This is a genomic window from Shewanella sp. BC20, from assembly GCF_003129585.1.
In the GTDB taxonomy this organism is placed as follows: Bacteria; Pseudomonadota; Gammaproteobacteria; order Enterobacterales; family Shewanellaceae; genus Shewanella; species Shewanella seohaensis.
The window spans coordinates 12314-34034 of the sequence record NZ_NHRI01000008.1; the positions used below are offsets into that span (position 1 = coordinate 12314).

The 21721-nt window shown below is 49.3% G+C and carries 15 protein-coding genes; 1 reads left to right on the forward strand and 14 read right to left on the reverse strand.

Annotated features, from left to right (window positions below; translation table 11 throughout):
* Nucleotides 1-82 precede the first annotated feature (82 nt).
* The 5 genes from CBX96_RS09890 to CBX96_RS09915 all read right to left on the reverse strand — a co-directional run bounded on the left by CBX96_RS09890 (nt 83) and on the right by CBX96_RS09915 (nt 13983).
* Nucleotides 83-8329: an Ig-like domain-containing protein gene (locus tag CBX96_RS09890; protein WP_258294422.1), complete on the reverse strand. Its 8247-nt coding sequence runs from the start codon at nt 8327-8329 to the stop codon at nt 83-85.
* 641 nt (nt 8330-8970) lie between these two features.
* Nucleotides 8971-9537 (reverse strand): phage tail protein, encoded by a 567-nt coding sequence (locus tag CBX96_RS09895; protein WP_109286569.1) that lies wholly within the window; start codon nt 9535-9537, stop codon nt 8971-8973.
* Between the two features lie 234 nt (nt 9538-9771).
* A complete protein-coding gene (locus tag CBX96_RS09905; RefSeq protein ID WP_258294423.1) occupies nt 9772-11397 on the reverse strand; it encodes a GNAT family N-acetyltransferase in 1626 nt (541 codons plus the stop codon).
* Nucleotides 11397-13406 (reverse strand): phytanoyl-CoA dioxygenase family protein, encoded by a 2010-nt coding sequence (locus tag CBX96_RS09910; RefSeq protein WP_109286570.1) that lies wholly within the window; start codon nt 13404-13406, stop codon nt 11397-11399. Before CBX96_RS09910 ends, CBX96_RS09905 begins: the two co-directional genes overlap by 1 nt.
* Nucleotides 13384-13983 carry an aspartyl/asparaginyl beta-hydroxylase domain-containing protein gene (locus tag CBX96_RS09915; protein WP_181382184.1) on the reverse strand — a complete coding sequence of 200 codons (600 nt, stop codon included), beginning with the start codon at nt 13981-13983 and terminating at the stop codon, nt 13384-13386. Before CBX96_RS09915 ends, CBX96_RS09910 begins: the two co-directional genes overlap by 23 nt.
* Nucleotides 13984-14104: 121 nt before the next feature.
* Here CBX96_RS09915 and yrfG point away from each other — a divergent pair, with 121 nt between their 5' ends.
* Nucleotides 14105-14767 (forward strand): GMP/IMP nucleotidase, encoded by a 663-nt coding sequence (gene yrfG, locus CBX96_RS09920; protein ID WP_023266223.1) that lies wholly within the window; start codon nt 14105-14107, stop codon nt 14765-14767.
* Between the two features lie 64 nt (nt 14768-14831).
* Here yrfG and CBX96_RS09925 read toward each other — a convergent pair whose 3' ends face one another.
* The 9 genes from CBX96_RS09925 to gspF all read right to left on the reverse strand — a co-directional run bounded on the left by CBX96_RS09925 (nt 14832) and on the right by gspF (nt 21721).
* The gene (locus CBX96_RS09925) at nt 14832-15593 is read right to left on the reverse strand and encodes a type II secretion system protein N (RefSeq protein WP_011624783.1); all 762 of its coding nucleotides are present in this window, start codon (nt 15591-15593) and stop codon (nt 14832-14834) included.
* A gap of 14 nt (nt 15594-15607) precedes the next feature.
* Nucleotides 15608-16084 (reverse strand): type II secretion system protein M, encoded by a 477-nt coding sequence (locus tag CBX96_RS09930; RefSeq protein WP_011620998.1) that lies wholly within the window; start codon nt 16082-16084, stop codon nt 15608-15610.
* Nucleotide 16085: 1 nt separating this feature from the next.
* Nucleotides 16086-17273, reverse strand: a complete 1188-nt coding sequence (gene gspL / locus CBX96_RS09935) for a type II secretion system protein GspL (protein ID WP_011624782.1) — start codon at nt 17271-17273, stop codon at nt 16086-16088.
* A 48-nt stretch (nt 17274-17321) separates the two neighbouring features.
* On the reverse strand, nt 17322-18320 hold the full coding sequence (gene gspK / locus CBX96_RS09940; protein ID WP_109286572.1) for a type II secretion system minor pseudopilin GspK: 999 nt from the start codon (nt 18318-18320) through the stop codon (nt 17322-17324).
* Nucleotides 18317-19084: a type II secretion system minor pseudopilin GspJ gene (gene gspJ, locus CBX96_RS09945; protein WP_089066682.1), complete on the reverse strand. Its 768-nt coding sequence runs from the start codon at nt 19082-19084 to the stop codon at nt 18317-18319. Before gspJ ends, gspK begins: the two co-directional genes overlap by 4 nt.
* Nucleotides 19065-19433 carry a type II secretion system minor pseudopilin GspI gene (gspI, locus tag CBX96_RS09950; RefSeq protein WP_011715428.1) on the reverse strand — a complete coding sequence of 123 codons (369 nt, stop codon included), beginning with the start codon at nt 19431-19433 and terminating at the stop codon, nt 19065-19067. The genes gspJ and gspI overlap by 20 nt, the downstream gene beginning before the upstream one ends.
* Nucleotides 19420-19992 carry a type II secretion system minor pseudopilin GspH gene (gene gspH, locus CBX96_RS09955; RefSeq protein ID WP_089066681.1) on the reverse strand — a complete coding sequence of 191 codons (573 nt, stop codon included), beginning with the start codon at nt 19990-19992 and terminating at the stop codon, nt 19420-19422. The genes gspI and gspH overlap by 14 nt, the downstream gene beginning before the upstream one ends.
* Nucleotide 19993: 1 nt before the next feature.
* On the reverse strand, nt 19994-20428 hold the full coding sequence (gene gspG, locus CBX96_RS09960) for a type II secretion system major pseudopilin GspG (RefSeq protein WP_011715426.1): 435 nt from the start codon (nt 20426-20428) through the stop codon (nt 19994-19996).
* 69 nt (nt 20429-20497) lie between these two features.
* The gene (gene gspF / locus CBX96_RS09965; RefSeq protein ID WP_109286573.1) at nt 20498-21721 is read right to left on the reverse strand and encodes a type II secretion system inner membrane protein GspF; all 1224 of its coding nucleotides are present in this window, start codon (nt 21719-21721) and stop codon (nt 20498-20500) included.

A 21721-nucleotide genomic window follows, 5' to 3' on the forward strand; every position in this document is an offset into this window, starting at 1 on the left:
GAAGCGGTTAAAACTTTCCGCTTTTTATCGCGAAAATTCACCAACAAAAAAGGGGCTAAGCCCCTTTTAATGTCGACATAAACTAAAACTGATAACGCAGATTGAGTTGATAGCTCAATAGGTCATTCGGTTCAATATCAATGTATTGATAACCTAAGCCTACAGACCAAGCATCACTAAATTGGTAACTGAAACGCACTCCCGCATACCAATCTGTGCCATCTAAGTCGGTCTTGATCGTGGTATTGCCCATGGTACTGCTGATATCGGCTTGCCAATGGAACAAGCCAACGGGCACCTCAAAGCGCCAGCCTTGATGCTGCAGCAAGGTAAATCTCAAGCCCAACGTAACCCCATCGGCAAGGACTGGAGTGACGGCTTTCACCAACTCATGGTATTGCTCCGGCGTTAGCGTTGCGCCCTTAATTCTCGCACTTCCTTCACCAAAATCGGCATAGCCCAGTTCTAACGCTACGGTCGGCGTCCATTGATAACCCAGACTCACCCCAAAAGCAGTATCCGAGTCATCGACATTGAGGAGCTGTCCCTCTCCCACTTGGGTATTCAACTCAGGCAGTGTTTTATCGGCCTGAGCTTGGCCAATAAAACCCTCAACATACCAGTCTGTTGCCTGCGCCTGTTGCGTCACACTGAGCAATAACAGGCAGCCTAAGGCCAATCGCTGTAACTCACGGCGACGCAACATCGCGCATACCAAAATAAATGCCAACGCCCATAAGGTCATACTACCTCCTCCTGACTTATTATCGATAATGACCTCTTGATAGGCTTTCACTGTGATAAGCACTTGCCCCGTCGCTTCACCACCTTGGCCGTCGCTAATCCTATAGGTCACGGTATCCACACCATCGAATCCTGTTTTAGGGATATAGCGCAGTTTATTCGCCTCGATAGTCACAGTGCCTTGTTGAGCCGTCGCACTAAGCAAGGTCAACGTATTACCATCCACATCGGTGTCATTACTCAGCACATCGATAAGCAGGCTGGTGCGATCATCGGTGGCGGCGCTGTCATCGACAGTCACAGGTGCAGTGTTGCCATTCACCACAATCGTCAGCTCACTACTTGCCGTACCACCTTTGCCATCGGTAATGCTATATACCAACACATCGGTGCCGATAAAATCTGCCGCCGGTGTGTAACTGATCCGTTGGTCAGCTAACACTGTGACAGTGCCAAACTCACTAATCACTTGATTGACGCTCAAACTATCCCCATCGCTATCCGTATCATTGGCAAGCACGTTCACATCGATACTCTGGTTCCAAGCAATTGCTGCCGAGTCGGGATTGGCGACAGGTAAGTGGTTACCATTGAGCATCACAGCAACGCCACTTGGGTCGACAATAGTACGGTTAGCCACACCATCATCATCGTTAGGGCCGCCATCTTCGATGGTCAACTGCACACACCAATGGCCTTCAGTTAATCCCAGCGTCCAACGGCTATCCCCAGGTGGCGGGCAGAAACCACGTTCACCCTCGGTACTGGCAACAGTGTTGTTTGCATCAATAACAAAGTCTCGCCAGCCAGCTTGCGCATTAAACTTGCGGTAGACGGCATTCGCAGGAACAGGTGAGCGTTGTGGCAATACTAAGCTATAGCTTTGGCCCAGTTGTGGTAGGCCCGTCGCGATAAAGTCGAAAATACCACCCACATTTGCGGCTAAAGCATCTTCTGCTACGGCTTCTGGCTGTAGCTGCACGCCGCTCTGTCCACGGCTTAGGGCAATATTCCCCAAACGTAAACAGACGCCCGCCTGCCCTTCGGCCAAGAAGTAGACTGGCTGCAATTCACCTTCAGGCATCACATTACAGTCGTTATTTGCATCCAAATAATCTGGGATGCCATCACGATCGCTGTCGCTATAGCCTTCTTGATCATCGGGAATTAAATCGCCATCCGTATCGGCACTCGTCAATGCGGCTAAACTTGGACGCACTACGATGTACACTGTTTCGGTACTCGACAGCACAGGCGAACCATCATCGGTCACCGTTAGGCTCACAGGATAAATCCCCGGTGACACCGCGGCTGGAGAGAATGTCATACCTGTCGCATCCGCTTGCAAGCTTAACGTGCCGCTTGCCCACGTCAGCGTCAATGTATCTTGCTCATTGGCATCGGAGGCGGAGGCACGAATATGCACATCACCGCCATTTTGCGCGACAATGACTTGCTGCTGGCCAGCTTGAGTCACCGCTAAACTGACCTGTGGTGCAATATTGGCTTCGGTAATCACCACTTGAGTCTGCTGCTTACTACCAAGATTCAGGCTTGAATCTAGGCTGATAAGCACCTCTTCATTCCCTTCGGTCACACCATCGTTCAGAGTAGTAAAGTGGATTTCTGCCATTTGACCCGAGGTTATCTCGACAACACCATCAACCAAATCATGGTCGCTGCTATCGGCTGAACCGGATACTGTGTATGGAATACTCAATGGATAGTTTGGCGCCTCACCATTGAGGTGAACACTCACAGTCACTTGATTCCCTTCACCTACAACTTGATCTTTGCTCAGTGAAATCAATGGATTGACTTTGACCTTCTGCGCTTTAATCGCCTTATTCCCCTCGCCGTCGACTGCCTGCCAATAGGCTAAGTAGTTGCCAGGGGCGAAGAACAAGCTCTTATTCACCAGCGACACAGGTAATGGGTGCCCATTACGGTCAACCGCCTTGGCAAAACCGAGTTTCACCCGCGTAAACAGGCCAGTCGCATTCACCTCCACATCATCAGGTAGGGTGATCACAGGTTGATTCGCTGAGTCAGCGCCTTCAATCAGCACATTCACTTTGGCGGTTGCTCGGCCTTTGTTGCCATCGTTAATGGTATAACGCAGTGCAACAGGCCCCACATAAGCCTCGGGCGCGGTAAAACTGAGTCCATCCGAGGTGATTTGCACACTACCAATATCCGCAGCAGCACCATCAATGGTTAAGGTGTCACCATCGACATCCACATCGTTTGCCAACACCGCCAGCGAATAGGTGTCATTGGGGGTACTGGTTAAGTTATAGCTGTCATCGACAGCTTGAGGATCATCGTTCACTGGCGTAACCGTAATGGTGACAGTCGCAGGCTCTGAGCTTAACTCTGCATCTTTAGCGATAAAGCTAACAGAATCAGTACCATTAAAATCCTTCTCAGGCGTATAGAGCCAGACACTACCATGTTGCTCTAAGGTACCAGAGGCAGGTTGCGCGGTGATCTCATAGGTCAGAGGATCATTATCGACATCCTCAGCGGCAAGCGTGATCATCAGCGAACTGTCTTCCTCTAGCGTCACTGTCTGATTGGTAGCAACTGGTGCATCGTTAACGTTTGCCACCACAATCGTAAAGCTCTGGTCAATCGTCAGACCATCTCCGTCCGTGGCGCGTAGCACCACCGCATGGCTGCCGACGTTAGCATTAGTCGGGGTACCACTCAGCACGCCCGTCGCCGCATTGAAGCTCAGCCAGCTTGGCAGTGTGACTGCGCTTAAGGTGAGGCTGTCGCCTACATCGCTGTCCGTCGCTACTAAGGTGTAGCTATAGGCCGCATCTTGAGTGGCGCTAGTGAGTGCGGTTGACGTAATCACCGGAGCACCATTCACTTTGGTCACCACAATCATAAAACTCTGCTCTGCCGTCAGGCCATCCACATCAGTTGCGCGTAGCACCACAGCATGACTGCCCAGATTGGCGTTACTTGGGGTGCCACTCAGGACGCCAGTCGCCGCATTGAAGCTCAGCCAGCTTGGCAGTGTGACTGCGCTTAACGTGAGACTGTCGCCTACATCGCTGTCTGTTGCCACCAAGGTGTAGCTATAGACCGCATCTTGAGTGGCGCTAGTGAGTGCGGTTGACGTAATCACCGGAGCACCATTCACTTTGGTCACCACAATCATAAAACTCTGCTCTGCCGTCAGGCCATCCACGTCAGTTGCGCGTAGCACCACAGCATGACTGCCCAGATTGGCGTTACTTGGGGTGCCACTCAGGACGCCAGTCGACGAGTTAAAGCTGAGCCAGCTTGGTAGCGTGACAGCACTTAACATTATGCTACCACCAACATCGCTATCCCTTGCCACAAATGTATAGCTATAAACGATATCTTGTGTTGCGTTAGTGATAGCCGTAGAGGTAATAATTGGAGCGCCATTAGGTTTCACAACGTTACTTGCTGCTGAAGCCCCTCCCGTTCCCACAGAGTTTGCGGCTACGACAGTAAAGGAATAGGAGATCCCATTGGTTAATCCCGTAATAGTGATGGGTGAAGAAGCACCAGATGCGGTAATACCACCAGGAGTAGAGACTAAGGTATATCCCGTAATTGCTGTACCACCACTAAATCCTGGAGCGGTAAAACTCACCGAGGCTTGAGCATCACCGGCTGTCGCCGTGCCAATGACTGGCGCCCCAGGAACAACAGCATTCACTGTAAAGGAACGACTAACTTGGGTCGCAGGTAAATAACTGGCGTTACCAGACTGATCTGCATTGATAGTACAAATACCCACAGTCACAAATGTCAGGTTTCCACCACTGGTAATAGTACAAACACCTGCCGTAGAAGAGGTAAAGGTCGGGGTCAGGCCGAGCGCACTGGTCATTGCTGTAAGCGTTGGCGAGGTACCAAAGTTCTGCGTGCCTGGATCGTCAAAGGTAATGGTCTGAGTACCCCTTGGTGTCACAGGATTAGATGGGCTAGATGCATTACCTATACCTGAGCTGTTTTTAGCAGTGACAGTGAAGGTGTATTCAGTGCCATTAACTAAATTTGGCACAGTAATCGGAGAGCTTGCGCCTGCTTGAACTATCCCACCTGGTGATGATGTAACGGAATATTCAGTGATTGCAGACCCACCAGTAACGGTAGGGCTACTAAAGGTAATCGTTGCGGAAGAAACGCCAGCCACCGCACTCACACCAGTTGGTGAGCCTGGAAGTAAATTGTTAGTTAAACTCAAATCGTTGCCTGAGCCAGCCACATAGCTCACAAGCAGATTGCTGGAGTTGCCACCCGCAACAAAAGATTCCCCCTCAGCAATACCCGAAAAGGTTCCCGTAATTGCATCGGCACCGTCGTTAGTAATCACCTCATAGGTATCGCCATTGGCTGCCACATAGCTGTGAGTTGCAGAAATAGTCGCGCCTGTAAGGGTGACCGTACCGTTAACATTTAATTGGTCATACTGAGTCGCAGCAGTGGTGCCTGTGATATCCAGCAGCAAGTTTCCGCCCGAATTAAGCAATAAATTACCGGCAATACTTATCAAACCAGGGCCAGCATTACCGGGGGAAAGATAGCCTCCATTAGCAACACTGACAGCAGCGACAGTACCTGTACCCGACAAAGTTGCACCAGAAGCAACACTCACACCCGAGCTACTGGAGAGATTACCAGTAATCAACAGAGTACCCGCTGAGACCTGAGTTGCACCGGTAAAGGTACTGAAACCGCTTAGAGTAAGAGTGCCTGTCCCCGCTTTCGTTAAGTTACCTGCACCACTAATCACACCCGATAAACTGGTGCTGCTATTGTTAGCCCCTGTGGTCAGGGTGCCACCAGTTAACACCAGATTACCCGCCCCCGCAATGGAACCTATGGTTTCACTACCGCTTGGGAGTATTAGGTTGGCGCCAGCACCGACCGATACCGCTACTGAATCTACCAGCGCACTCCCCCCCGCCAACGCTAGGCCACCAGCAGAGATAGACACCGCACCAGTTGCGGTATTGGAACCACTCAAGGTCAATGTCCCAGCTCCGGCCTTGGTGAGTGCACCTGTACCGCTGATAACACCACTGATGGTCATGGCATTGGCATTACTGATGGTCGCGTCATTCGCCAGCACTATGGCATTGGTGATTGTCTGGGCTGTACCAGTGAGGGTTAGCAAACTGGTGGTGTTAAAGGTTACCGCCCCCGCACCCAGATTGGATGAGTCATTTGCTGTCACCCCATTGGTGCCGGAAATCGACAGCCCGCCGGAAAAGCTATTGCTTCCACTCAGGGTTAAAGTACCGCCACTGGTTTTACTCAGGGCGCCAGTACCACTGATACCCCCCGACAACGTCACTGTTTGCCCTGCACCGACGACTTGCACTGTCCCACCGCTAGCTCCCAGAACTATGTCGTTATCCAACGTAAAACTGGCTGAATTATTCGTTAGGGTACCGCCATTCAGGGTCAGGGTTCCCGAGGAGAAAACATCGTCACTACCAATCGACAACTCACCAGTCATTACAGTGACGCCACCACTGTAGCTAGTGGAGTTATTGGTGTTCGTTAGAATTAAACGACCTGCACCCGTTTTAGTTAAGCTGTTCGCTCCAGTCAATTCACTCTCCAATGTCAAGCTGTCACCGCTACCATTGGTTATCGTGAGGCTGCCTGACGGGGTGAAAGTACTCCCAGTGATCGTTGCTGTGCCCAGCGCATCGGCATCTAAAGTAATGTTAGAAGGTACCGATAAGGGAGCCCCCAAGGTGATGGTGGTACCGCTCAATCCAGCCGCAAAATCAATCTTACCGTTCGCCGTTACATAAGCCATAGCTTCTCGCAGCGAGAGACCACTGCCGTCGGCAATATCAACTGCCAAGCTGCCGTCGATAGTCGCATCAGCCCCTGAATCGGCGTTGGTGGTTACTGTAACCGGGCCATCGATGGTAACCGCTAGCGCAGAGGATGCAACACTGGTATTACCCGCAGCATCCGTTGCGGTCGCGGTCATATTGTGTACGCCATTAGCCATAGCGCTAGCGGTATAGGTCCAGTTACCCGAGCCATCCGCGGTGGTAGTGCCAAGAGTACCGCTGATGGATGAAATTACCGTAACCGTTGCATTGGCCTCGGCAGTGCCATTAAAGGTCGGGGTGTTGTCGCTGGTGATATTGTCGGTATTAGATGCCCCCGTATCAGAGGCATCATCAAGATCCGGCGTACTCGGCGCCGCAGGGGCATCGCGATCCACGCTATGGGTGCTACCGCTGCTGTAGGCCGCAACACCATTACCTGCGTCATCAGCCACATTGGTAGAACCATTGAGGTTCAATTTGAGTGTGCCAGTGCCCGTGATGGAGTTGACGGTCACCGTAATGCTGGAGCCAGTTGCCGCCGACACGCTGGCGATAGAACCGGCAGCAGTCCCTGTTGTTACCAGCGTAAAATCATCAGTGGAAAGATTGGTGACTGATTCACTGAAACTCACTGCAAAATCCATGCTTGCTGCATTGGTGGCAGGCGAACCACTCGGAGCGATACTGCTGACTGTAGGCGCAATATTATCTAACGTTGCATTGGTGGTATCAGCGGTTGTTTTGGTATTGGCGGCGTTGTCAGTCGCGGTCACAGACACATTGCGGTTGGTGGTGTCTATAGCACCGGCCACTATAGTGTAGGCTGCGCTCCAGCTATTGGCGCTATTGGTTGCCGCCACAGCGGCACCGCCACCGAACTGGGAGAAATCTACAGTCACGCCGCTGATAGTGTCGCTATTGTTATCGCCGCCTGCAGTGTTGTTCCAAGTGGCGGTGACTGTATCGCCAATTTTGTAGGCACCCGCTGTTCCACTGGCACCTGAAATACTGATGTTGCCATCGGTCAAAATAGGCGCTACGGAATCAACCGTTGCGTTAGTCGTATCTGTCGTAGTTGTTGCATTGCCAGCATTGTCTGTGGCGGTCACTGACACATTTCGATTGGTCGTATCAATTGCGCCAGCGGTAATTGTGTAGTTAGCTGTCCAGGTACCTGCACTGTTGCTCGCAGCCACTGCCGCTCCACCGCCAAATTGCGAAAAATCTACCGTGACGGAGCTTATAGTATCAGTGTTGTTATCGCCGCCAGCGGTGTTATTCCAGGTTGCCGTGACTGTGTCGCCGATCTTGTAAGTACTACTGGTACCTGAAGCACCGGAAATATTGATTCTCGCATCAGTCACTGTCGGCGCAATATTATCAACTGTGGCGCTGGTTGTATCAGCAGTAGTTGTACTACCCGATGAGTTTGTTGCCGTAACACTGACATTGCGATTAGTATTATCAATAACCCCTGCCGAGATTACGTAAGTGGCCGTCCAGGTTTCAGAACTGTTGGAGGCAGTCACTGCTGAGCCGCCGCCAAACTGGGAAAAATCTACTGTGACTCCGGTAATTCCAGAATTGTTATCACCACCGGCAGTATTGTTCCACGTTGCTGTGACTGTATCGCCAATTTTGAAAGCGCCACCAGTTCCCGATGCACCAGCAATACTGATGCGTGAGTCAGAGACGACCGGTACAGGCAATACCGCAGGCTCGAAATTCAAATCATCCAAGCTAAGACCTAAATTACTCCCAGAAATAACTACGCTGGTTATGTATTGGAAATTAGTGTTGCTGGAAAGGTTAAGGGTCTGTATTACAAAATTATTATTGCTGTTAAGCGTAACCGCCGTACCGGCAGTCGCGCCGTTGTAGGGTGTTATATTGACTGTGTTATCTGCAAGCGCGTCAACACTAATGCCACTAAGGCGAAAATAGCTGCCATCCGAGGCTTCGATCTTTACGCTAGAGACGTTATAGACGCCGCCGGAATCAAACAACAAAAAGTAATCACTTCCATTATTTCCTAAGGGTGAAGATCCCGCATTGTTGCTGGTGATATGAGAATAGGTTCCGGAGCCTGTTATGGTGTATTTCACGCCATCAAGAGTAAAAGTGTTTTGGTTATTAAAGCTTGCCCCTGGATTATCATCGTAGTTTTCATCAGCAGGCACAGCCGCCCTGACACTAACAGACGTAACTGCCATGAACATTAAAAAAAAGATCAATAGATAGCTACGTTGAGTTGTGCGTTTCATATTTTCCAAAGCCTGATGAACCACATCTGGGAACGAATTCCTGTGCATGACAATCTCCAACAACAAGGACATAAGGTGGGCGCAAATCCTTTGCGCCCAACCAATAAAACCACAGATTAATTACGAGAAGGAAATACCCCTTGGGTACAAATAATATAGTTCATCCCCAAGTAAGGATTGCGAATGGGCACAGCGGCGCCAGCTCCCATTGGAGTGACCGTGACATTGGCATTAAAAGGTTTGAGCCTTGTATCAGCTGCATCAGCGCTGTACAAAGTACCAGGGCGACCACCACCAGTGACAGGGCCAAGCACACTAGTGTCAGATGGGGCGGCAGTCACATTGGTACTGGCAGCCACTGCTGGCACAGCAACTTCAACGGTTACCTGAGGTGCATGTACCGGCAACTCGTTAACAGTCAGATGAACTGATTCAGTGCCTGACTTTTGCCCTTGAGGTATCGGTGTCAATCCAGGGCCAGAACCGGCACCAATAGGTGCACGACCACGCAAATCTGGCAATGCAAAGGTCGTTCTTCCATCGCCGCCATAAGTAGTGCCAAGAATCGAAAACAAGGCGGTGTTGGATGAGATAGCAAGCAATTGTCCTTCGCAAAATGCCCACCCACGAGGAGCAAAGTTGCCGGCGAACATAGAGATTTGACCAATAAATGGATCTGACATTGTATTTCTCCTTAAATAACGATTTTGTCTATGTAACGTCTTTTAATGGTTTAATTACTCACGACAATTAATCGACAGCGAGTTCCTTCTGCTGATTACAACATCATCCGCATCACACATTGGGGAGGTTATTATGCAACACAACCAATACAACTTAGTTACAACTAAACATATCTGAAAAATCGGCAAACACAATTAGGCAGAAATAATTTTGTGTAAATTATCAGCCAACGTTTAAGGCCATAGCATTGACTCATAGGTTTCGGAACGGCTTTGAAACTGAAATCCATGCCGTAAATAGAGTGATTTAGCCTGAGTATTTTCACTCTCTACTGATAAATGAACAGGCAACTGACGTTGTGTCGCCTCAAGCTTGACCGCCTCTAATACCGCAGAGCCTAAACCGCGATCTCGCATGCTTGGCGTAATAATAAAATCAACAAGATGAACTCTCTGCTCATTAATATCTAGCATCAGTTTGCCGACCGCTTGTTGCTGATAAAACAAAATGTAGCTGATGGCATTTGGATATTGTTCCCGATAGGAGACTTGTTGCAGCCGATATTGTTGCTCCAACATGTTCTGTGCGATATCAAGGGGTAAACCAAGCTCATAGAAGAAGGTTTTAGTCGAATAAAAAAGCTCTGCCATAAATAGGTTATCGTTTGCGTTGGCAGGCTTAATACTCAAGCCAGTTAATGGATTTAACTCAGCTAGCATCATAGTTTTATCTCGATCTAAAGGTTGCAACAGTTGCTCATAAGCATTCAATAACTGCTGCCATGAGAGAGTTTGTGATTCATTTAATGGGATAGATTGCGCGGGTACCATGGGCGTAAACAATTGTCCTTGTCGCTTAACATCAAAGCGCCAGTGCTGTTGCCAATGCTCGATATCTTCTGCGGCTAACGACCAGTCTAGAATGGTCGAAAGTGTGCTGGGTTCCAGCGCATTTAATTGTTGATAATCCATTAAGATGCAACGACTTGATTGATAAAGTGCAGCAGTTTGCTGGGCAAAACCATGCAACACACCCATTCGAAATGCGTCTAAATTTGGCTCAGTAAGCGGTAACGGATAGGGAAATACAGCCTTCACCCGCCCCGCCATATGCATCCCAGCCTCTCGTTGATGCGAAGCCAAAATATCTCTGGGGTGGCGCATCAGGCAAAACACTCGACTATTAGGATAAAGTTCGAGCAACATGGGCCAACAGGCTAAATCCCACGCATTCCACTTGATCACTAGCTCACGCTCATCAGGCCTCAAGCGCCCTTGTAGCCTTAAACATAAATCAACCAGCAGCGGTGTTAAGGTCGAAGGCCAAGCATCATGGTGCATCACATCGCTGCAGAGCATAGATTCGGATAACACTCGGCAAGTTTTGAGTAGGGAAAAACTGCTAGAAACCAGTGTTGACCCACAACGAGACCAATGGAAAATCATCAAATTAGGATTGATCGCGGGCAAACTTTCACGTTGGGATAATAAGGGTTCGAGCAAAGTTTGAGGTTGGATAAAACTGGCCAGTAAACCACGACGAGCATCGCTGATATCGTCCTCCAAGAAAGGTTTTGATAACCGCTGAAAGACAGGAACCCAACTTATTGTTTTGGTTTGAGAATGATATCGAGAAGGAAACCAAACTTGGCTGAAGCGTACTAAATCCGGAATGAAACCTTGTTGCTGCAAGGCAATAAATGCCAGCATCTGCTCTAAATTTAGCTCGGGCCAATTGAGGAAATCCGCCATCAAGGCAACAAAATGTTCAACATCCTGCGCTTGATGCAGTAAAAACAATGATTCAGGCTGATGCAGCAATTGCCAATAGCGTTGCTGCTGTTCATGAATATCAATCATTAGCTGGCCATTGGGTAGAAGTTAATGTACTGCACCATGCGGGGTAACACGCCTCGATTGGGTGTTGGTCCATGTGGCAAGGCGTGGTGCCAAATGATTAAATCCCCTGCGTTTGCGGCAATGGGTTTAATGGACCACTCCTCCCAACGCTGTTGCTGCAACTCAATATCAGTCTTGTTTTGCTCCTGTAGCCAGGTTTCTATTTTGAGGTGAAACCCTGGAACACAGCAAAATGCCCCCTGTTCGGCAGGGGTATCCGTCAGATAAATCAATCCTTGCGTTCCAAAGGGCACGGGTAGTTGCAGTGGCATATCCCAATGCATATTGGGACCAGGAAACAGCCAAGTGGGCGTTTCAGGAGGATTAAAACTCACTCTGTCAGTCGTCATCACTAAATCGGTACGCTGCCATAATTGTTCAAAGGCTTGGCGGATAAGAGGTGTTTGCCGATTAGCATCGAGGGTGGGATGACGAAATAACTGCAGCATGATTTTCTGCATCAACTCATGGGACTGGTACCAAGTTGAGGGATCATTTTCATTCGCGCCAAGCTGTTGCCAAATCACTGCTCGACTCACTGCACATTGCGCTTTTGACAACACTTGCGGGATGACTAAATAACCTTCCCGTTGCCAAAAGGCGAGTTGGGCATCGGTAAGCACTTGAGGTAAAGCGTTACCATAAGCTAATTCGATATTGCCGCTTTCTGGCTCAGCTTGGGATAAGGCACGCAATCGCTGATTGATGCCAACGATATCCGCCGTAGTCAGCTTAGTTTGCCTTTGAACGAAGGCGATAAAATCAGTTTGTTTATCATATTGATAGAGCGCCTTCATCCCAGGTTCTAATCCTATACCGCACAGATCCAGCAGCGCTTTATCTAGGTTCCATTCTCCCTTAGTAACCTCATTGCCCTGTCCACGCTTTTGCAACTGAATTTTTTGCCATAGTCGCTGCAAGTGATAAATGCCCAAACAACTCAAATCCTCACTGCCAACAAGCGCCAATTTCTGCTGCTGATATTGGAAGATAAAATCGGGATATGTTCCCAGCTCGTAGCTAAAGTCCACTCTGCTAAGAGGTTTAAGCCACAGGGATTTTTTATATTGGGATAGGGTTAATTGTGATTGGTTTTCAAGTAATTGATGTTCGCCATAGACCCTGATTTTTGTCGTCAGTTTTAGGCTTATGGGTTGAGGCTCATAATGAGGTAACAATAAGCTCCCCGCCAACCCACTCCTGTCACCTTGAGCGAGCAAGCGGGCATGGGCTAAATCGAGGCAGAATAAAGGGCCCAAATAAACTGGCGGCCGATCTTTTAACTCAAGCCACGCATCCAACTCAATCGACTCAGGGATCAAACATCCATCCTCTGCTAAAAAATGCTGTAGCTGGCTAAAAATCTGTACCTGCGGTTCCTGTTGCAGCAGGTGTTTCATGGTTTCAGAAATAATCAGATCAAAGGCTTGTGTTGATGATGGCCGCCAACGCGTAGCGTCAGCACAAATAAGCACATCGACACGATCCGCTACGCCGAAATACGTCAGCAGCGTTTCAACACTCTCCAATGACGCTCGATGAATGTCGAGTAAGGTTACTCGCACTTGCTTTGCCGTAAATAGCGGTAATAAGGCCAAGATTAACCAAGCAAAAGGCCCTGTTCCGGCATAGAGTATGCGCACAGGTTGGTTCGAGTTGGCTTTAAGTTTGTCCTGTATCACTTGATGAATACCCTGAATAAACACTCTGCTACGCTCGGGGTCTTCTGCACATTGCGCTGCAGTTGTTGGTGATACCGCCTTGCCAAAAGGAGTCATACTGGCCTCTGTATCGAGAAACAACGCCGGATGCAGCTCTAACCCTGTCAATTGGCATAACTGCGTCAGCATTGGATCGATAAGCCGCTTTGCCTCCCCCGCAGAGTGAGATTGCAACAGCGCCTGTGCAAACTGCTTTAATCTTAGAAACGCCTCGCGCTGCCCTGCATTAGGCTTTGATCTTTGCATCATGGATAAGCTCCTTTAACCACGAGTTGACTTCACAATCGATCACCAAATTAATTCTGGCCTCCACGCCTTTGTTCGCGACCCAATGGATTTGGTCGGCATTGATATACCACAGCTCCCCCGCTTGCATAGGCACGCGCTTATCGTCCACATAAAAATACAGTTGGGCATGAGTTTGAATGGGAAGATGCAATCTTGCTTCGCCTTGCTCTAGGGATAAGCCTTGATCCCTATGGGGTTTGATTTCGGCGCCAGCGTGTAAACGCATTAAACGTACCGATTTAACCCGGCAAGCAAGGGATTGAATAAACTGCAGCAGCGCGGGGCTCGATTCCAATGAGGGTAAGTTATCCCAATCTGTTGCAGCACTAATGGAAAAAGCCTGCAAAATAGGGTGCGCGACTCGGTATTCCTCGGCGCAGCGTAGAGCCAGCACATCCCAACCACCCTGCGAGCCCGCGTGATAATCACGTTGGTTAATGTGTGGCAACCACTCATGCTGCAACAAAGTCGTGAGTTCTTGCTGTAAACTAGTGATATTCGGAGCTTGGGTAAGTAAGGCGAATGAGCAGATATCCATATCCAAGTGTCTCATTTTTAGACAAAAACGAATTAATCAAGCCTAGCACAAAGTGTCATGCTGACAAGATAGGCTGATATACATCTTGACGCTAAGCAGACCTAACCACACAGGACATCCCATGTTTGACTGGAAGAAGATTGATACTGTACTGCTCGATATGGATGGCACCCTGCTCGACCTGCACTTTGATAACCATTTTTGGTTGAGTCTGGTGCCGCAGGAACTGAGCAAGCAGCGGGGATTAAGCCAGAGCCAGGCACAACAACTGGTGGAACAAGCCTACGGCAGAGTCGCGGGCACGTTAGATTGGTATTGCCTCGATTATTGGCAGTCCGAGCTGCAGCTCGACATTATGGGGCTTCACCGCAACTTAGTTGACCGTATTCAGCTGCGCCAAGACAGTATGCCTTTTCTCGATGCCCTCGCCGCCGCAGGGAAAAAACGCATCTTAGTCACCAATGCCCACCCTAAGAGTCTTGCGCTTAAGCTGGAACACACTGAACTGGCTAGCGGCTTAGATGCGATGATTTCAAGCCATGAAACGGGTTATCCCAAGGAACACCCACAATTTTGGCAAACGCTATTTGAAAAATTCGCCCTAGTGCCAGAGCGCTGCCTGTTTATCGATGATAGCGAGCCGATTTTGAATGCGGCGCGCTTAGCGGGCGTGGGGCATCAGCTCGGGATCAGCAATCCCGATAGCCAAAAACCGGCTAAAACCTTCAATGATTTTCCTGCTATTAGCGACTATCGCCTGCTGTTTGCCGATCTGGCGGGTTAATCCCTTAAGATACAAAAGGCACCCTAAGGTGCCTTTATCGAATCATGCACAAGCTTATCTAAGATTAAAGCCCTGGAATACGGCCTTGATAAACCACAGGGAAGTAACCATCGCTGCCACGTTTGCCGAGCATCCCGAGGGATTTACGCATATCTTCTGGCTGTTCGTTGGTTTCTTTAATCTTAGCGGCAACCTTAACCATATTGCCTTCGTCTAGCTGTAGCGTGCCGATAATCCCCAACTGGTTTTTACTCTCATCGGTAGCAAGCTGGGCTTTACCCTCAACACAACTTAGCCCCAGCTCGATATTACCCAGTGGATAATTGCCGAATTGGTTCTTCACATTGGTTTGATTTAAAAACAGCTTACCCGATAACTGCTCGCACCAAGGTTTACCTTGCTCTAGGGTTTCCACCAACAGGCTGACTTCACCGTTAATTTCGGTTCTAAATGGCAGCTTAGCATTGCCAATCAAGAAGCTATCGGGCGCTTCAAAACGCAATCCTTGAGCGCTGATACCGCCCATAGACCAAGTGATTAACCCTTTGGCACTCACTGGAGTTGCACGGCTACCCACTTGAAAATCCAGCTTCACTTTACCCAAAAACAACGCCCAAGGGCTCAGCTCCCAGCGAACTTGTTCCAATTGGCGTTGCTGCAGATTTAAGGTTTCGATGCTGCCAGACCAAATACTGCCACTCACGCCAGAAATCCCCACATTTGCAGGCAGTGGTGCGAGGCGCACAGCGACACTGGCGGGAAATAGCGCCAGTAAAAACACTAAATAAACCAGTACACCTATAATGATTTTTTTTATCAAACTCACAGCTACACCTTAACCTATTGCGCTAGTTGGATACGTCTTACTTTGACATAGCCAGCCGCGTCGGCCTCTGCCAAATCAACACTCTCAAGTGATAGGCCTTTTTTCTGCACTAAGTCACTCAAATAATTGAGTAAGGCATCGAATGGCACATCATCCATCCACACTTGGATTTTATCGCCCTGGGGCTGCATACGAGTGATCACTAATCCGTAAGTGCCCGCTGTTTGGTTAACGACCGAGCTTAAGCTGCCTGACATTGTCGGTTTAGCGCCGCTTTGTTTTAAGCCTGCGATTTTATTCGCCGTTTGCTTTACATAGGTCAGGGTCTGCTGCTGCGCCGTTAAGTTGCGCAGTGCATTGGCTTCGGCATTGGCAATCGGTGTCCAGATACCCCAATAAAACACGCCGATCACTAAGAAAACGGCGCCGAATCCGACGATTTGCTGCTCGCGCGATGCAAGCCCTTGCCACCAAGTCCGCAAATTATCCATCTTATTTGCTCCTCAAGGTTAAGGTACTGGTGACCTGATCTTCACCGCTGTTCATCGTACCGCCATCCATTTGGAAACGACGGCCGACAATCTCTTTAAACTTCTCAATTTGCGCGTAATTCTTGGCCGTAACTTGCATACGGATTTCATTACGGGCGCTCTCAAATCTTAGGGTGTTTGGTTTCAGCTCGGGCACTTGTTTAAAGGCGTCCTGTAAACCATCGAGCATTGCAAAAAACTCAGCGCCACTGCCTTGGCCTTGGAGTGAACGCAGTTGGCTTTCCATCTGCGAACGTAAATTCACAATGCGTGAGTTCCCCGGCACCACTTGTTGATAAATGGCTTCACTCTGCGCCTTCAGATCGGCAATCTGGCCATTCACCTGATGAATAGTTAAGCCCTTATTCACTAAGGACAAGACAATGGCAACGCCTAATACGATTGCGGCATTTTTCCATTGCAACAGATGCTTACTGTATTCGCGCTTCGGCGTATACACACCCGTGAGTAAGTTGATGGGCGCATGTAAAATACCGCGCGCTAGCACCAACATAGGTAAATCGAGCGGCTGTGGCTTAAGCTCAACGCCGTCCAGTTCCATCTCAGTGTAACTGGCGACCGACACTTCGTCGGCCTGTGCCGTCAGTTGCTTCATCGCGACAGGCAGCCAAGGTAAAGGCAGGCTATGGCCGGTTCCTAATCCTGTACGCAGTAATAACTCGTTACCAAAACGCATTGCCGCCCATTGGCATTCCTGTAATGGCAAGGCGAGGCAATCGGGCACGATACGCTTCACTTTTAAACCCGCTTCGGCCAAACAGCTAAGCCAAGTTTGCATTTGCTCATGGGCAACGGCTACCACGCTGAGGGCATCGCCATTACGTGGGCCAACGGTAAAGTGCATCGCATCCACATCATCGGCGATGGTTTCTTCCAGCATAAAAGGCAGGGCTTTTAAGGCCTGGCGTTGGCCTTTTTCGGGCAGATTCACGCTGGTGAGCGTCATGGCGGAGGCTGGCACCAATACATCGATAGGCCGATTTCCCGCGCGCTCGGTTAAGGTTGATAAACCTTGGGCGTTGGCAAGTTCACCAGAGGCGATAATTTCTTGTTCTTGTTCGGACCAAACCAGCCAAGAGCATGCCTGCTCTGCGGTTCTGCCTAAGCGAATAAATAGCCGTTCACTCACAGTTTTTCTCCACCAGCTTCCATCTTAAAAGATTGAGCTTGTTTGCTATTATTTTTGTCCACCAAACTGACGGGTGAGCACATCCATTTTGTTACCGCTGCTCTTTTTGAGCACGCTCTCCATTCTAAAAATGGCGTTGTCGACCTTTGCGCCCGAGGCGAGGAGGAAGTACTGACTGTCCACCACAAAACTGGACTTCATCGCATCTTCCCATTTAATCGACCCCATTGAGGAGGATTCATAAAAATCATCGATCTTGGCAAAACCATCGCCGGGGCGTTGGTTGATAATGCTTTCAGCCTCGCCAACCGAAATCTGATTATCCAGCATGGCCGCCAGCAGCGCTGCTTGCTCAACCTCTATGGTGTTCACGTTTAACAGTTGTCTGTCATTCCCTGGAATGACGCAAATATAAGGCAATAATTTCAGATAAATATCTTGGGTATAACCTATCACCGCCCGCAACTCATTCCTGTGATTCATCAGGGTATTTGCGGCGCGATATGGCACATTTCGTGCCTCGTACTCGGCATCTTCGGCGCCATATGGGCTCGCGACCGTGTCCTCGTCGATATAATCCTTTAAGGTTTGGGTCAGATGATCCGCGGTAAAATCATCCATCCCTAAACTCACTAATAACGCTTTGTATTGCTTTGCCGCTAACGGCAATTTAGGTTGACCGTTTTCCACATCTTTTGTGGTGACAGACAAAGCATTTAAGTTAAAACACGAACGCATATCGGTGATCTTGCCTGCAATCTCACCATATTCCGCCGGGAATACCACGTCGCTCATGGCCCAATATTGTTGCTTGTGTACCCGGCCTTCCGAATCGTCTAAGTCCTGTTTAAGGATCTTTTTCGCCAGTTCTTCGGCGGAAATCGCGTACCAATAGGCCTGATCGTACTGGGCTAAGTTTAGAGTGCGGCGCATCGACAACTGATTTCGGCTGGTTATATTGGTGGCGATAATCACCACCATGGCCACGATCAACAACACCACAATCAGCGCGACGCCACGTTGTTTAGTCGGACTTCGCTTTATCATGCGCCATCCTCATTGCCAGGGTCACCTTTACCGGGATCTTCTTCGCCGTTACCCGAGCCATCACCGTTATTATCTTGGTCGCCGTTGTCGTCTTTATTATCATCGGCGTTATCGTTCTTGTTGTCCTCATCATTGGACTTTTCTGGCGCCGCCGCGCCCAAGGGCAACATAAACTTACGTTGAATTTTGCCTAAGCCTTCAATCTCAATTTCCATTGCGATGGCTTTGGGTAACTTGGTCGCTTCGACCTTACGCTCCCATTTGTCCTCCATAAAGAAGGAATACTCGACCGAGAGCACCTTATCGATAATCACAGTCTTCATTGGCTCGGCGCCAAACTCGGGTTCGGGATACGGAAAGTACCAACGCTCTAATTTTCCTTCGCGCACCACGTAGGCAACCGACTGTATGCTGCCACGGGGCAATATGCCGTCGGGGTTGAGCCAGCCTAAGCGGTAGAACACTAAGGCCTCTGATTCCGAATCTAAAATATCGTTACCCGTTTGGAATACTGTGGTACCACGGCCGCCTTCGAGTAATCTGGGTGTCCGCGCCACCATCTGCCCAAGGTCGCGCTCAATGGCGCCAAAGCCTTGCTGCAATGCCTTTAAACGCACCGAGAAGTTACGGGTCACTTCATCGTTGGTCAGCACAGTGCTTAATACCGCATTGGCGGCTAAACCTAACATGGCAAAAATCGCAATCGCGATCAGCATTTCCAGCAGGGTAAATCCCTTATGAGCCTTAGTTTGTTTTAAGGACATAACTGCTCACTTGTGCTGCAATACGCTGATAACGCTCATCTTCACTGACACTAATGCGGATCATGCGAAAGTTATCATCCGTAGTTTTCACCACTTCTTTACGCCAGTACCAATCCTTACCCGCGAGTTCAACCTGCCCTTCTTTTTTGCCTAATTCGGGAAATTGCGGATCGAGCCTAGCGTCGACCATTTGATTGTCCGCCACCCATTGAGCAAGAGTGCGCGACTCCAGAATCGGCATATTCGCCATCTGTTCACCTAAGCTTTTGGTGATAGAGACGGCGGCGATGGCAAATACCGCCAAGGCCACAATGACTTCGAGTAGTGTCATACCCTTAGCGTATTTCATCGGGTCGCCCTAGGGTTAAGCGGCCAAGGGCATCGCCAACCACTAACACATCGAGTGGCCCCTTGTCGGTCTTGGTCATAAAGCTCAGCTCGAAGGCGCTCATTTCACCACTCGGAAACAGCAAAATCTGCGGCTCTGGGTGCTTTTTCTTATCTTCCGCAGAAGGCTCGATTAAGGGCTCGTCGAACCACGACTCGTCCTTCTCATCCTCCTGCACTAGGGGTAAACCGTCGAGCACCAGATTCAGCACCACGCCGGGTTCCATTTGTTTTTCAGACAGAATCCTGTCCTTCTCCAATGGATTCCATTTACCATCTTTATAATAAACAAACTGATAGCTGGTTTTTTCCACCACGATACCGATAAATTGACCGCTCAATACGGTTTCATCCAGCACTAGCTCTGTGGCGGCAATAAATTGCTGCGCATTTTTTTCCAGCGCCTGTTGTGGGCCTGAATTGCCAATAGACATAGTCACCGCCGCCGCGGTGAGTCCCATTAACAAAATCACCAGCATCACCTCCATCAAGGTGAAGCCGGCGTGACGCAGCGTTAACATCTTATTGGAAGTTCTGTAAGTTCCAGTTACCGATATCGTCTTCGGTACCTGGCTGACCATCTGGGCCTGCACTAAAGATATCTAACTTGCTGTTTTCGCCTGGACTTAACAGTAAGTAGTTATTGCGCCATGGATCCTGTGGTAAACGCTTCACATAACCTTCTTCACGGTAGTTACGTGGCTCAGGTGAAATGGTTGGTTTTTGCACTAAGGCTTCTAAACCTTGTTCAGTCGTTGGATAAACACCGTTATCTAACTTGTACATATCTAAGGCGTTTTCGAGCGCCACTATGTCAGATACCGCTTTCTGTTGGTCGGCTTTATCTTTGTTGCCCATCAGGTTTGGCACCACCATAGACGCCAAAATACCGAGGATAACGATTACCACCATCACTTCGAGTAAGGTAAAACCCTTGTGCTTTTTGTTCATTTGCATCGACTACATCTCCTAGAAAAACCTGCGCCATCTCTGAGTCCAAAGAGGCAATAATCCATAAATTAAAAACTAGCCACTAATCAAATTGTTCAGTGCCAAAATAGGTTGCAGAATGGCCATCACGATAAAGAGTACAACCCCCGCCATGCTCACCACCAACATGGGCTCGAACACGCCCAGCGCCAGTGTAACATTACTCTCAAATTCCCTATCTTGGTTATCCGCAGCACGCTCAAGCATTTCCTCGAGCTGACCACTCTTCTCCCCCGAGGCGATCATATATAACATCATCGCTGGGAATAGCTTAGTGTTAGTCAACGCTGCACCTAGGCTAGTTCCTTCCCGTACGCGCGCCGTGGCATCATCCACAGCCGCTCGCACCCGCACATTTTGCAATACTTCGCTGGCAATGCGCATCCCATCTAACAAAGGCACCGAACTGGCAGATAAAATACTTAAGGTTCGCGCAAACCGCGCGGTATTTAATCCTTTACTCACTCGGCCAATCACCGGCATTTTCAGCAAAAACGTATGGTATTTCATCTTGAAAATCGGTGACTTGAGTAGACGCTGGAAAACTACCAGCAGAATACCGATCGCCAAGATAACAAACAGGCCATAGTGTTGGACAAAGTCTGAGGCGGCAATTAAAAAACGGGTCGTCGCCGGTAACTCAGCGCCCATATGCTCAAATTGGCCAACCACTTTTGGCACCACGGCAGCCAATAACACTGATACCACCCCAATGGCCACTATCGTTAGCATAATGGGATAAATCATCGCCTGTTGCAGTTTCGACTTAAGCTGCTGACGACGTTCGGTGTAGTCGGCTAAGCGGTTTAGTACTACTTCCAAGTGACCCGATTTTTCACCCGAAGCCACCATAGCGCGGTACAAGTCATCGAAAATATGCGGAAATTCGGCAAGAGAGTCGGCCAGACTATAGCCTTCCACCACGCGGGAGCGCACTGCCATGATCATGCTGGCTAAGCGCGCCTTCTCACATTGCTGGCCCACCGCCTTGAGACATTCCTCAATCGGTAAACCCGCCGCGACCAGTGTGGCGATTTGACGGGTGATCAGCGCTAATTCCGCCACCGAAATCCCGCGTTTAAAGGGCGAGAATCCCGCACCTTTCGCCTTGGCCTCCTTTTCGGTGACCGGCAGAATGTCCAGCGGCATCAAGCGTTGGTCACGCAGCTGACTACGGGCATGTCTAGCGGTATCCGCCTCGATCACGCCTTTAAGCTGTTTTCCCTTGGCGTCCAGCGCCTTATATTCAAATGCTGGCAT

What these genes read in the sequence shown, in the direction of transcription:
- CBX96_RS09895 (WP_109286569.1), bottom strand. Translation starts at nt 9,537, where the DNA reads ATGTCAGATCCATTTATTGGTCAAATCTCTATGTTCGCCGGCAACTTT.
- CBX96_RS09905 (WP_258294423.1), bottom strand. Translation starts at nt 11,397, where the DNA reads ATGATTGATATTCATGAACAGCAGCAACGCTATTGGCAATTGCTGCAT.
- CBX96_RS09910 (WP_109286570.1), bottom strand. Translation starts at nt 13,406, where the DNA reads ATGATGCAAAGATCAAAGCCTAATGCAGGGCAGCGCGAGGCGTTTCTA.
- CBX96_RS09915 (WP_181382184.1), bottom strand. Translation starts at nt 13,983, where the DNA reads ATGGATATCTGCTCATTCGCCTTACTTACCCAAGCTCCGAATATCACT.
- yrfG (WP_023266223.1), top strand. Translation starts at nt 14,105, where the DNA reads ATGTTTGACTGGAAGAAGATTGATACTGTACTGCTCGATATGGATGGC.
- CBX96_RS09930 (WP_011620998.1), bottom strand. Translation starts at nt 16,084, where the DNA reads ATGGATAATTTGCGGACTTGGTGGCAAGGGCTTGCATCGCGCGAGCAG.
- gspK (WP_109286572.1), bottom strand. Translation starts at nt 18,320, where the DNA reads ATGATAAAGCGAAGTCCGACTAAACAACGTGGCGTCGCGCTGATTGTG.
- gspJ (WP_089066682.1), bottom strand. Translation starts at nt 19,084, where the DNA reads ATGTCCTTAAAACAAACTAAGGCTCATAAGGGATTTACCCTGCTGGAA.
- gspI (WP_011715428.1), bottom strand. Translation starts at nt 19,433, where the DNA reads ATGAAATACGCTAAGGGTATGACACTACTCGAAGTCATTGTGGCCTTG.
- gspH (WP_089066681.1), bottom strand. Translation starts at nt 19,992, where the DNA reads ATGTTAACGCTGCGTCACGCCGGCTTCACCTTGATGGAGGTGATGCTG.
- gspG (WP_011715426.1), bottom strand. Translation starts at nt 20,428, where the DNA reads ATGCAAATGAACAAAAAGCACAAGGGTTTTACCTTACTCGAAGTGATG.
- gspF (WP_109286573.1), bottom strand. Translation starts at nt 21,721, where the DNA reads ATGCCAGCATTTGAATATAAGGCGCTGGACGCCAAGGGAAAACAGCTT.